This is a genomic window from Photobacterium sp. DNB23_23_1 (assembly GCF_052873815.1).
Genome location: NZ_JBNNXT010000009.1, coordinates 106319 through 118771 on the forward strand (window position 1 = coordinate 106319; position 12453 = coordinate 118771).

The 12453-nt window shown below is 49.5% G+C and carries 9 protein-coding genes; 5 read left to right on the forward strand and 4 right to left on the reverse strand.

What is annotated here, in order from left to right:
- Positions 1 to 225: 225 nt before the first annotated feature.
- Positions 226 to 1113, reverse strand: coding sequence for a carboxylating nicotinate-nucleotide diphosphorylase (gene nadC, locus ACVA53_RS08325; protein WP_255040849.1), 888 nt, complete (start codon positions 1111 to 1113; stop codon positions 226 to 228).
- A 228-nt stretch (positions 1114 to 1341) separates the two neighbouring features.
- On the opposite strand from nadC, the gene ampD reads away from it, so the two are divergent.
- The 5 genes from ampD (at position 1342) to lpdA (ending at position 9250) form a co-directional block, all read left to right on the forward strand.
- Entirely contained in the window at positions 1342 to 1896 is a 555-nt protein-coding gene (gene ampD / locus ACVA53_RS08330) for a 1,6-anhydro-N-acetylmuramyl-L-alanine amidase AmpD (RefSeq protein ID WP_446504876.1), read from the forward strand.
- A 315-nt stretch (positions 1897 to 2211) separates the two neighbouring features.
- A complete protein-coding gene (pdhR, locus tag ACVA53_RS08335) occupies positions 2212 to 2985 on the forward strand; it encodes a pyruvate dehydrogenase complex transcriptional repressor PdhR (RefSeq protein ID WP_255040815.1) in 774 nt (257 codons plus the stop codon).
- 84 nt (positions 2986 to 3069) lie between these two features.
- A complete protein-coding gene (aceE, locus tag ACVA53_RS08340) occupies positions 3070 to 5748 on the forward strand; it encodes a pyruvate dehydrogenase (acetyl-transferring), homodimeric type (RefSeq protein WP_255040816.1) in 2679 nt (892 codons plus the stop codon).
- A 14-nt stretch (positions 5749 to 5762) separates the two neighbouring features.
- Positions 5763 to 7640, forward strand: coding sequence for a pyruvate dehydrogenase complex dihydrolipoyllysine-residue acetyltransferase (gene aceF, locus ACVA53_RS08345; RefSeq protein WP_446504877.1), 1878 nt, complete (start codon positions 5763 to 5765; stop codon positions 7638 to 7640).
- 182 nt (positions 7641 to 7822) lie between these two features.
- Positions 7823 to 9250 carry a dihydrolipoyl dehydrogenase gene (lpdA, locus tag ACVA53_RS08350; protein WP_255040818.1) on the forward strand — a complete coding sequence of 476 codons (1428 nt, stop codon included), beginning with the start codon at positions 7823 to 7825 and terminating at the stop codon, positions 9248 to 9250.
- Positions 9251 to 9422: 172 nt separating this feature from the next.
- Here the strand turns inward: lpdA and ACVA53_RS08355 are convergent, their stop codons facing one another.
- The 3 genes from ACVA53_RS08355 to ACVA53_RS08365 form a co-directional block, all read right to left on the reverse strand.
- Positions 9423 to 9893 (reverse strand): hypothetical protein, encoded by a 471-nt coding sequence (locus tag ACVA53_RS08355; RefSeq protein WP_274125179.1) that lies wholly within the window; start codon positions 9891 to 9893, stop codon positions 9423 to 9425.
- A gap of 63 nt (positions 9894 to 9956) precedes the next feature.
- Positions 9957 to 12029, reverse strand: coding sequence for an LruC domain-containing protein (locus ACVA53_RS08360; RefSeq protein WP_255040820.1), 2073 nt, complete (start codon positions 12027 to 12029; stop codon positions 9957 to 9959).
- 130 nt (positions 12030 to 12159) lie between these two features.
- Positions 12160 to 12342 carry a hypothetical protein gene (locus tag ACVA53_RS08365; protein WP_446504878.1) on the reverse strand — a complete coding sequence of 61 codons (183 nt, stop codon included), beginning with the start codon at positions 12340 to 12342 and terminating at the stop codon, positions 12160 to 12162.
- Between the last annotated feature and the right edge of the window lie 111 nt (positions 12343 to 12453).

The window sequence follows — 12453 nt, forward strand, 5'->3', positions numbered from 1 at the left end:
GCGAAAGGTTGCGGGAAATGGTTCTAATAAATGAGTGGGATCTTGCAATCTTTGCAGTAAACAATGCGAGTGACTTTGCGCTAGCACGGAGAGGGTAAAGAGGATGTAATGAATGAAAGGTTTTGATTTTATTGTCAATATGTAGGTTTTTGCTGCCAGTGACCCCAAACAAAAACAGGCTCCATTCGGAGCCTGCTCTGATATTCGCGTAAAGACTGACTACGCTTATTTAAACCGCATCGACAAGTCCATCGCCTTGAGGTGCTTGGTCAGCGCGCCGACGGAGATGTAGTCCACACCCGTTTGGGCGAATTCACGAATCGTTTCCAGCGTGACGTTGCCGGAGTTTTCCAGCGCGGCACGGCCAGCGTTGATGGCCACGGCTTGACGCATCATGTCGGTGGTGAAGTTATCCAGCATGATGATATCGGCGCCGGCATCAATGGCTTGTTGTAGCTCCGCCAGTGATTCGGTTTCCACTTCTACTGGCTTGCCAGGGTTGAGCTGCTTAGCGGTGCTGATCGCTTGTTCAATGCCACCACAGGCGATGATGTGGTTTTCCTTGATTAGGTAGGCATCGAAAACGCCGATACGGTGGTTGTAGCCGCCGCCGCAGGTGACGGCATATTTCAGTGCGCTGCGCAGGCCCGGGATAGTCTTGCGGGTATCCAGCAGACGGCAGTGAGTACCTTCTAGCTGTTTGGCGTACCCGGCCACTGTTGTAGCACAGCCGGATAGGGTCTGGATGAAGTTCATCGCGTTACGCTCGCCGGTCAGCAGGGTACGAGACGGGCCGCTCAGGGTACACAGGGTTTGGTTCGGCTCGACCGTGTCGCCGTCTGCAACATGCCACTCAATGCAGACTTCGCCACCCAGCTGGCGGAATACTTCCTCGGCCCACAGTTGGCCGCAGAAAATACCATGCTCACGGGTAATGATGGTGGCGACGCCTTGGGCACCTTCTGGGATCAGGCTGGCGGTAATATCGCGGCTGGCATCAATTTCACCGCCAAGATCTTCACGCAGGGTGTCGGCAACGGCACGGGTAATTTCGATGGGAAGCTGCTGTTTAAGGTAATTCAAGCGCGATTCGCTGTCGTGCTTCTTTTCCATTTGAGTCATGACAAATCCGTAGCAAGGTTTGGCTGCTGAATCGGGGCGGGAGGCGCTCCCGGGTTACTGGTACTGATCATACCGCGATGCGAGGTGAGATCCTAGGATAATCAGGCCCTAGGCTGAGCCGTCATCGGCGATGGGAAGGGCGAAATCAAGAACAATAGCTTGACTCGTCGTTGGACTGTTAAACTCTGTTTGAGATAGCCCAGAGCCAAAGGATATAAAATGCTAACAATCAACCAAGAGCATTGGCTGGAAGGGGTCAAGCATGTCCCTTCACCGTTTCACGATGCCAGACCGGACTGTGACGATATTTCGCTGCTTGTTGTGCATAATATCAGTTTGCCGCCAGGCCAATTTGGCGGCCCTTATATCGAACAGCTGTTTACCGGAACCCTAAAATCTGACGCACATCCCTATTTCGAGTTAATTTCTGGCTTTCGGGTATCAGCCCATTGTCTAATTATGCGAAATGGCGTTATTATTCAATTTGTTCCATTTGATTGTCGGGCTTGGCATGCCGGTGTGTCGACATTTGCAGGTCGTGACAAGTGCAATGACTACTCAATCGGAATTGAACTGGAAGGTACGGATACCCTGCCATATACCCAGGCCCAGTATGACACCCTAGCTGCGCTGACCCAAGTGCTGCTTGATCACTATCCCCGCATGAACGCTAGCCGGATCACTGGTCATGAATTTATCGCACCCGGGCGAAAAACCGACCCAGGGTTGGCATTTGATTGGCTTGCTTTTAAGTCTTCAATTTTGCTCAAATAATCGCCCCTTAGCGGCATGGCTGATGCAGAAATTGGCGAGGAAGTGTAACAAACAAATGGTCTGACCATTGTTGGTTTCTTCGCCTCATCTTGCTCTAACCCCTGTTGAATACTAGTGTTTGTCATGTTTTAACAAGTTTTCATAATTTGAAATTTTTGTTAAATCACCCCTCGTTCTATGATTTCAGTCAAGTTGTTGCTAGACATCTTCAATTATTTATGTAAAATTTCCAACTACAGTTTAATTGGTAATACCAATTACCCGCATTCCGGACTACCTTGAAACGTAATAAGTGCAACTAAGAATCAATAACTAATGACTTATAAACGAATTCGCCAACCTAAGCTCTCCGATGCTATCGAGCAGGAACTAGAGCACCTGATCCTAGAGGGAATCCTATCCCCGGGTCAGCAGCTGCCGCCTGAACGTGAGCTGGCCAAGCAATTCGATGTTTCTCGCCCATCTGTCCGTGAAGCTATCCAGCGCCTAGAGGCAAAAAAACTGCTCACGCGCCGTCAGGGTGGCGGAACCTTTGTGACCGAAAAGCTATGGCAGAGCTTTTCCGAGCCACTGTTGGAACTACTTTCCGCCCATCCAGAGACCCAGCTAGACCTACTGGAGTCGCGCCACGCCCTCGAGGGCCTGGCTGCCTACTATGCCGCCTTGCGCGGAAACTCTGAAGATTTTACCCGTATCCGTGACTGCCATGCGCGGATACAGGAAGCCCAGCAGCAAGGTGATATGCCGGCCGAAGCCGCCGCTGTGATGCAATACCTGATAGCGGTGACCGAGTCCGCTCACAATGTGGTATTGCTCCATATCATCCGTAGCCTTGCCCCTCTGCTGGAGCAAAACGTATTACAAAACTTTGAGCTCCTGAACCGTCGCCCCGATGTGGTGGAAAAGGTGCGCAATCATCGAGCCAACATTGTCCAAGCGATTGTTTCGGGTGAGCCCGAACAGGCCCGCGAAGCATCGCATGCACATTTGGCTTATATCGAGGAAACCTTGTTGGATTTATCGCGAGAAGACAGTAGACGAGAACGCTCTCTTCGCCGCATTCAACAACGCAAGGACGGGCTGGATTAGAGCACCTCTCATATAAGCCGAGGGCGCTAGTAAACAGTCGCGACATTGTTAGTTTTGTAGATTATCAACGAAAGGATAGATCGCATGTCTGAAGTCATGAAAAATGACGTGGATGCACTGGAAACTCAAGAGTGGCTAGCAGCCCTAGAGTCAGTGGTTCGTGAAGAAGGTGTAGAACGCGCCCAGTACCTACTTGAGCAAGTACTGGACAAGGCTCGTCTTGATGGCGTAGATATGCCAACAGGAATGACAACCAACTACATCAATACGATCCCAGCGGCACAGGAACCTGCATACCCAGGTGATACAACACTTGAGCGCCGTATTCGTTCCATTATTCGTTGGAACGCAATCATGATTGTACTGCGTGCTTCTAAGAAAGATTTGGACCTAGGTGGCCACATGGCTTCTTACCAGTCTGCCTCTGCATTCTACGAAGTATGTTTCAACCACTTCTTCCGTGCACCAAACGACGTTGATGGCGGCGATTTGGTTTACTACCAGGGTCACATCTCTCCAGGTATCTATTCTCGCGCATTTGTTGAAGGCCGCCTGACTGAAGAGCAGCTAGACAACTTCCGCCAAGAAGTAGACGGTAAAGGTATCCCATCATACCCGCACCCTAAACTAATGCCTGAATTCTGGCAGTTCCCGACAGTTTCTATGGGGTTGGGCCCAATCTCTGCTATCTACCAAGCGCGCTTCCTTAAGTACCTTGAAGGCCGTGGTCTGAAAGAGACTTCAGCGCAACGCGTTTACGCGTTCCTGGGCGATGGTGAGATGGATGAGCCAGAATCACGCGGCGCGATCTCTTTCGCTGCACGTGAGAAGCTGGACAACCTATGTTTCCTTATCAACTGTAACCTGCAGCGTCTAGATGGCCCTGTTATGGGTAACGGTAGCATCATCCAAGAGCTTGAAGGCCTATTTAAAGGCGCAGGTTGGAATGTTGTTAAAGTTATCTGGGGTAGCAACTGGGATTCTCTGCTAGCGAAAGACACTTCCGGTAAGCTTCTTCAGCTAATGAACGAAACGATCGACGGTGACTACCAGACATTCAAGTCGAAAGATGGCGCCTACGTACGTGAGCACTTCTTTGGTAAGTACCCAGAAACCGCGGCACTTGTTGCTGATATGACTGATGACGAAATCTTCGCGCTTAAGCGTGGTGGTCATGACTCATCTAAACTGTTCGCTGCATTCAACAATGCAAAAGAAACAGGCGGCAAGCCAACCGTGATCCTCGCTAAGACTGTTAAAGGTTACGGCATGGGTGAAGCGGCAGAAGGCAAAAACATCGCTCACGGTGTGAAGAAAATGGACATGACTCATGTTCAGCACCTGCGCGACCGTCTAGGCCTACAAGACATCCTTTCAGATGAGAAGATCAAAGATCTTCCATACCTGAAACTGGAAGAAGGGTCGGCTGAGTACGAATACTTGCATGCTCGTCGTAACGCACTGCATGGTTACACGCCTAAACGCCTGCCTAAGTTTACTCAAGAGTTCAAAGTGCCTGAGCTAGACGCGTTCTCTTCTCTACTTGTAGAGCAAAAGCGTGACATCTCTACCACAATGGCTTACGTACGTACGCTAAACATCCTTCTGAAAGATAAGAGCATCGGTAAGAATATCGTGCCGATCATCTGTGATGAAGCGCGTACTTTTGGTATGGAAGGTCTATTCCGCCAGGTGGGGATCTACAACCCACACGGCCAAGAATACACACCTGAAGACCGCGGTGTAGTCTCTTACTACAAAGAAGCGACTTCTGGTCAGGTTCTACAAGAAGGTATCAACGAACTTGGTTCAATGGCATCTTGGGTTGCTGCTGCAACGTCATACAGCACCAACGACCTGCCTATGATCCCGTTCTACATCTACTACTCAATGTTCGGTTTCCAACGTATTGGTGACATGGCATGGCTAGCAGGTGATCAACAAGCTCGTGGCTTCCTTCTAGGTGCGACAGCTGGTCGTACAACCCTGAACGGTGAAGGTCTACAGCACGAAGATGGTCACTCGCACATCCAGGCGAACACTATCCCTAACTGTATCTCTTACGACCCAACGTTTGCTTACGAGCTAGCGGTGATCATGCAAGACGGTATCCGTCGCATGTACGGTGAGAACCAAGAGAACGTGTTCTACTACCTAACGGTAATGAACGAAAACTACGCCATGCCAGCAATGCCGGAAGGCGCTGAAGAAGGCATCCGTAAGGGTATCTACAAGCTAGAATCTTACGCGGGCACTGAGTCTGCAAAAGAGCGCAAAGTTCAGCTGATGAGCTCTGGTACTATCATGAACGAAGTACGCAAAGCTGCACAGATCTTGAGCGATGACTACGGCGTTGCTTCTGATGTTTACTCCGTGACGTCATTCAATGAGCTAACACGTGACGGTCAGGATGCAGAGCGCTTCAACATGCTTCACCCAGAAGCAGAAGCGAAAGTACCTTACATCACTGAAGTGATGGGTACTGAGCCCGCTATTGCTGCGACTGACTACATGAAGAACTACGCAGAACAAGTTCGTGCGTTCATGCCTTCAGAGTCTTTCAAAGTACTTGGTACTGACGGTTTCGGCCGCTCTGACAGCCGTGCGAACCTACGCCGCCACTTCGAAGTTAATGCTGGCTACGTAGTTGTTGCTGCACTGACTGAACTGGCTAAGCGTGGTGATGTTGAGAAATCAGTAGTTGCACAAGCAATTGCTAAGTTCGACATCGACGCAGACAAGATCAACCCGCTATACGCGTAAGAGGCAAATTAAACATGGCAATCGAAATTAATGTACCTGACATCGGTGCAGATGAGGTTGAAGTCACTGAGATTCTTGTTAGCGTTGGCGACAAGGTTGAAGAAGAGCAGTCACTGATCACTGTCGAAGGCGACAAGGCTTCTATGGAAGTTCCAGCTTCTCAGGCGGGTATCGTTAAAGAAATCAAAGTGGCTGAAGGCGACACTGTTTCTACCGGTTCACTAATCATGATTTTCGAAGCAGAGGCTGCCGCTGCAGCACCTGCTCCTGCGGCTGAAGCCGCGCCTGCTGCTCCAGCAGCAGCGGCTCCTGCGACTTCAGAACTTAAAGAAGTTCACGTACCGGATATCGGTGGCGACGAAGTTGAAGTAACTGAAATCATGGTTGCAGTTGGCGACAGCATCGAAGAAGAGCAGTCTCTTCTTACTGTTGAAGGCGACAAAGCATCAATGGAAGTACCAGCACCATTTGCCGGTACGCTAAAAGAGATCAAAGTAGCAGCAGGCGATAAAGTATCGACTGGCTCTCTTATCATGATCTTCGAAACTGCAGGTTCTGCACCTGCGGCAGCAGCTCCAGCGGAAGCGCCAGCGGCGGCTCCTGCAGCCTCTGCTGCAAAAGAAGTCAATGTGCCAGATATCGGCGGTGATGAAGTCGAAGTGACTGAAATCATGGTTGCAGTTGGCGATACAGTGGAAGAAGAGCAATCTCTGATCACTGTTGAAGGTGACAAGGCTTCGATGGAAGTTCCTGCACCATTCGCGGGTACGGTTAAAGAAATCAAGATTGCAGCAGGCGACAAAGTGTCAACTGGCTCGCTAATCATGGTTTTTGAAGTGGCTGGCACTCCGGTGGCGGCAGCGCCAGCACCTGCAGCGGCTCCTGCGGCAGCAACGCCAGCAGCATCTGCGGCAGCTACTCCAGCAACTCCAGCTACAACGGGTGAATTCCAGGAAAACCACGAGTACGCACACGCGTCTCCAGTTGTTCGTCGTTTAGCGCGTGAATTCGGTGTTAACCTCTCCAAGGTTAAAGGTACGGGTCGTAAGAATCGTATCCTGAAAGAAGACGTTCAGAGCTTCGTGAAAGAAGCGCTTAAGCGTCTTGAGTCTGGTGCGGCGGCATCTGGCAGCGGTGACGGCTCTGCGCTAGGTCTACTGCCATGGCCGAAAGTTGACTTCAGCAAGTTCGGTGAGACCGAAGTTCAGAAGCTTTCTCGTATCAAGAAGATCTCTGGTGCTAACCTGCACCGTAACTGGGTAATGATCCCTCACGTTACACAGTGGGACAACGCAGATATCACAGCGCTTGAAGCATTCCGTAAAGAGCAGAACGCGATTGAAGCGAAGAAAGATACTGGCATGAAGATCACGCCACTTGTGTTCATCATGAAAGCGGTAGCGAAAGCGCTTGAAGCCTTCCCTGCATTCAACTCTTCTCTATCTGATGACGGTGAAAGCCTGATCCTGAAGAAGTATGTGAACGTAGGTATCGCAGTTGATACGCCAAACGGCCTGGTTGTTCCTGTCTTCAAAGACGTGAACAAGAAAGGTATCTACGAGCTATCTGATGAGCTGAAAGCGATTTCGAAGAAAGCACGTGCCGGTAAGCTGACGGCTTCTGATATGCAGGGCGGTTGTTTCACTATCTCAAGCCTAGGCGGTATCGGTGGTACTGCATTCACACCAATCGTGAATGCACCAGAAGTTGGTATCCTGGGTGTATCTAAGTCTGAAATGAAGCCAGTGTGGAACGGTAAAGAGTTCGAACCACGCCTACAGCTTCCACTGTCACTATCATACGACCACCGTGTGATCGATGGTGCGGAAGGTGCTCGCTTCATAACATACCTGAACGCGTGTCTGTCTGACATTCGCCGTCTGGTACTTTAAGGTTTCTTAGCCCAACCTCCATGCCTGCAAAAGCGGGCATGGAAGTGTTGTGTAGCTCACAGGCTATAGCAATTTTCTTTTCAGTTTGTTAACACCTCTGTAAAATCGTTAGCTAGCTGAAACAAGAAATAGAACACGAATACTTAGCCTGTTAGGGATAAAAGACTTACAACGAGGTCATGATGAGTAAAGAAATTAAAGCCCAGGTAGTGGTGTTGGGTTCAGGCCCTGCAGGTTACTCTGCGGCATTCCGTTGCGCCGACTTAGGTCTGGATACGGTTCTAATCGAAAAATACAGCACGCTTGGTGGTGTATGTCTGAACGTGGGTTGTATCCCATCTAAAGCACTGCTTCACGTTGCTAAAGTCATCGAAGAAGCAAAAGCAATGGCTGAGCACGGTGTCGTATTCGGTGAACCTCAAACCGATATCAACAAAATCCGTGTTTGGAAAGAAAAAGTAATTACCCAGCTTACTGGCGGTCTTGGCGGTATGGCTAAGATGCGTAAAGTTAACGTAGTTAACGGTTACGGTAAATTTACGGGTCCTAACACTATCGTTGTTGAAGGCGAAGACGGTCCAACAACTGTTAACTTCGATAACGCTATCGTTGCGGCAGGTTCTCGTCCTATCGAGCTACCGTTTATCCCGCACGAAGATTCACGTATCTGGGATTCAACTGACGCGCTTGAGCTGAAAGAAGTACCAGAAAAGCTACTTGTGATGGGTGGCGGTATCATCGGCCTAGAAATGGGTACGGTTTACCACGCGCTGGGTTCTCAGGTTGACGTTGTTGAAATGTTCGACCAGGTAATCCCTGCTGCTGACAAAGACATCATCAAAGTCTTCACTAAACGCATCAAGAAGAAATTCAATCTGATGCTAGAGACGAAAGTAACGGCTGTAGAAGCGCGTGAAGATGGTATCTACGTGTCAATGGAAGGCAAGAAAGCACCAGCTGAAGCCGTTCGTTACGATGCAGTACTTGTTGCTATCGGCCGTGTACCAAACGGTAAGCTAATCGACGCTGAAAAAGCGGGGATCGAAGTTGACGAGCGTGGCTTCATCAACGTTGATAAGCAGATGCGTACTAACGTTGCTCACATCCACGCTATCGGTGACATCGTTGGCCAGCCAATGCTTGCTCACAAAGGTGTGCATGAAGGTCATGTAGCCGCTGAAGTTATCTCTGGTAAGAAGCACTACTTCGACCCTAAAGTCATTCCTTCCATTGCGTACACTGAGCCAGAAGTCGCATGGGTTGGTAAGACGGAGAAAGAAGCAAAAGCTGAAGGTATCAACTATGAAGTTGCGACTTTCCCTTGGGCTGCTTCTGGTCGTGCCATTGCCTCTGACTGTGCTGACGGTATGACGAAGATGATCTTCGACAAAGACACGCACCGCGTGATCGGTGGTGCTATCGTTGGTACTAACGGTGGTGAGCTACTGGGTGAAATTGGTCTAGCGATCGAGATGGGTTGTGACGCCGAAGATATCGCGCTAACTATCCACGCTCACCCAACGCTACACGAGTCTGTTGGCCTGGCTGCAGAAGTATTCGAAGGTTCAATCACTGACCTTCCAAATGCCAAAGCGGTTAAGCGTAAGTAATTGCTACTTTGCTAACGACTATGAAAAAAGCGCCCTAGGGCGCTTTTTTTGTTTTTACTTAGGCTATTGGCTATTGGCTATTGGCTATTGGCAACCGGCTTTAGACAAAAAGGTAGAGCGGTTAGTGGTATTCGGTTGTTTGGATGGACATCGCCCATCGCCCATCGCCGTCTTACGGATACGCATACTCACCGCCATCCACCGCGAACACATCGGTAACAGGGCTGATACCGGTATCGGCGAACATTACTACCATCAACAATGACTGTTGTTGCTTGCCAATCGTCAGAGTTTGGTTAAGCAGGCCATCATCAATGACCTGCAACAGTAACTGTGAGTCTGGATTGGGGACCGGAGAGTTGTCATCACCACTCCATTGCTGGTAAAAGCCGACATAAACGCGTTGGTCGGTGAGAGACCGTAGGTCGATATTAACCTCGAGTTGCTGACTAGTGGTGAAATCATAGTCCGGTGCTACCTTGATACTCGCCATGGTCACCGTGTCGTCTTCGCTGGTGCTGTTTTCGGAAGAAGAAGCTGGTGAGCTTGAATTCGAACTGTCATCACCGCCTCCACCACCACCACAACCGGTCAGTCCCAAGGCCAATATCCAACTGCAAATTAAGAGCGTAAATTGTTTCATCATCAATTCCTCTGTTCTTCCAATTATTGCTATTCCAAGCTATTGCTCTTAGGGGCCATGCTGTTATTCGAGGCCATAGAGGTGTTGGCTAACCCTTTTTGATTTAATAAACCAGTCGACATGGGCACCTGTTGTGGCGTAATCGAAAAACCGAGGGTATGCCAATAACATATCGACTTGCTCCAGTGGGTGAGACCAAGTCTCAGTGACGATAAATCCCCATGGCAGGCCATTTTCGGTGCGGTATAGACTGCCGATTCCATTGTCACTGCGATCATCGTAGTTACCCATCAGCTCAAGGCTGGCATTACCGAGATCGGTTGGCTCGTAGTCATCCAGATGAATTTCAAGCCCGCGCCCAACGGACGTACCTTCGCCATGGTTGAAGCCATCGACTGCAAAAATGAAGGGATCAAATGGAGCTGCCGGCAGGGTCCAAGACTTCACTCCAGCGATGAGGGGCAAAGTGACAGAGAAGTTGAATTTCTCGATCTCTTGGCAGTTTTCCCGTGTACGATGGAAGCGACAACTGGTCTGGGCGTGAGCACTGAGATCTTGCGAAATAATGATCACAGCATTTCCTTGGCCTGTTTCTAGTGGTGAGTCGGCAACCACACGCCCGTTTCGAGTGAAAATAATGTTATCTTCATCGACTGAGCTACGGCTGAGTCGTGGTAGATGAATACCAAAGCCGTTGCGATAGTCGGCTCCAAGGGCCTGCAACGTCCCTGAGATCTTGATCTGGCGGGCATCATCGTTTTGATCGGTTTTGATCTCGATTTGATAGCGCATCACTACATCATTGAGATCGTAGTCGCCTTCACGGGGCCAGCTGTCTTCAAATGCGGCGGTAAAAGGTCCGTAGCGGGAGATATTAAGTTGAGCGTTTTCTAAAGTGACTTGGTAGTCTTCCACTTCGCCATCGGGCGCCCCACCAAACGCGGGTAGGTTTTCTGCACTGCTAAGGCGGAATCTCGCCCAAGTCTCACCAGCAGTAACAAAATCAGGTACATTGACCACCAATGAGTTCATGCCTGCAGACAATGCCTGACCTGTACTGATTTGTTCATTGTTGTCACTGAAATCACCGTCTTTATTCCAGTCAATCCAGGCATTAAGAAAGCCGCCTGCTTGATTGGCTGTAACGGTGATCATAGCTTGCTCACCATTTTGTAACGGGGTAATGATGACGCCGTCCTCATCGTCGACTCCTGTTGCATCATCACTCGTGCCAACGACTGATTCACTGTCAGGCGCAACGCCGCCAAGGAAGAGAGAATTGTTGCTGAGATCGTGGCGGGCACCGTTATTGTCAACAGAGGTCTGATAACTGTCCGGGGCATCGCCTAAATCAATGGATTCAATTTCGACAGGAGCTGAGGCGCAACGTACCCCGTCGTTGAGACCAGACTTCGGCCCGGCAGCAAATTGAACAGCCGTTGTATCGATATTGTTTGGGTCCGAGACATCGATGGTAAAAATGATCCCGTCCTGATTGCGGCTGAAATAGAAATTGCCACTGGCCTCGAAGTAGGCGGCACCGAATGTTCCTGTTACCCCGGCATTACCCAAAATGGTTTTGCTACCGTCATTTGGGTTGATGCGGTAGAAATGCCCCTGCTTGTTGTCGACCGCATAAATATTGCCGTCGTCCGGGTGGAAGGCAAAGTCGGTTATCTTCATACTGCCATCGCTGCCCTCTATTTTTCTGCCCTTGAGGTAATTCGGGTCGTTTTCGTCGAGTGGAATTGTGTACAGCCCCGATCGGTAGAGATAGTAGGTGTTATTGGCGACATCGCCGACATAAAAAGGCGAATCTGGCAAGCCGGTGACAGGCAGGGTGGTTGCCTTGAAGTCATTGCCAACCTGTACCACTTTTTTCTGGGTGGTGTTGAAGGCATAAATGAAGTTGTCGGTTTCATTGTAGCCCGCTGCATTGAGGTTCCCTGTTTGCCCAACATCCGTTTGCAGGGTCTGAAACGCACCGGTCAGTAGGTTTACGCCGTATATGTTGGTTTGTGAGTCCTGCATCAGAAATGCAGTGTATGGGCAGGTATCGAAGGCTGCACTTGCACTGTTGGCGTTGTGACTCAATAACAAAAAAGGCACTACCGAAAGTAAAAATTTTTTATCCATTGTTAAATTTCCCCCTTAGCTAATTAGCACTAATCAACTTTGATACCACAATTTCAAGCTACTGTTTTATTTGGGTTTGTTTCGGGGGTGAAGAGTATGGGAATGTACAGTTTTGCAAATTATTGAAAAACTATTGGGTGGAAGTTGTATCTTGCGAAGCATTATGTCGAAGCGGTTGCAACTCAGCTGGTGACTTTGGATCGTGGCGTTGACCAGTGTTACTGGTACGATCAGCAATAGAGGCATCGAACAATTGATACTGGTTTTTGATATCATTCAGACGCTGGATTATTTTGCTTTCATCTGCTTTCATCTGCTTTCATCTGCTTGCATTTTGCCAGCATGATAAAGGTCGGTAACAAAGTGGCTGGTCGCCAATTGCTTGGCAGTTGCCAGGATCAGCTTTTGTTTGATTGTGAATCGG

Excerpts from the sequence above, each read along its gene's own strand:
- nadC (WP_255040849.1), bottom strand. The coding sequence starts at position 1,113 with ATGGAAAAGAAGCACGACAGCGAATCGCGCTTGAATTACCTTAAACAG.
- ampD (WP_446504876.1), top strand. The coding sequence starts at position 1,342 with ATGCTAACAATCAACCAAGAGCATTGGCTGGAAGGGGTCAAGCATGTC.
- pdhR (WP_255040815.1), top strand. The coding sequence starts at position 2,212 with ATGACTTATAAACGAATTCGCCAACCTAAGCTCTCCGATGCTATCGAG.
- aceE (WP_255040816.1), top strand. The coding sequence starts at position 3,070 with ATGTCTGAAGTCATGAAAAATGACGTGGATGCACTGGAAACTCAAGAG.
- aceF (WP_446504877.1), top strand. The coding sequence starts at position 5,763 with ATGGCAATCGAAATTAATGTACCTGACATCGGTGCAGATGAGGTTGAA.
- lpdA (WP_255040818.1), top strand. The coding sequence starts at position 7,823 with ATGAGTAAAGAAATTAAAGCCCAGGTAGTGGTGTTGGGTTCAGGCCCT.
- ACVA53_RS08355 (WP_274125179.1), bottom strand. The coding sequence starts at position 9,893 with ATGAAACAATTTACGCTCTTAATTTGCAGTTGGATATTGGCCTTGGGA.
- ACVA53_RS08360 (WP_255040820.1), bottom strand. The coding sequence starts at position 12,029 with ATGGATAAAAAATTTTTACTTTCGGTAGTGCCTTTTTTGTTATTGAGT.
- ACVA53_RS08365 (WP_446504878.1), bottom strand. The coding sequence starts at position 12,342 with ATGAAAGCAGATGAAAGCAAAATAATCCAGCGTCTGAATGATATCAAA.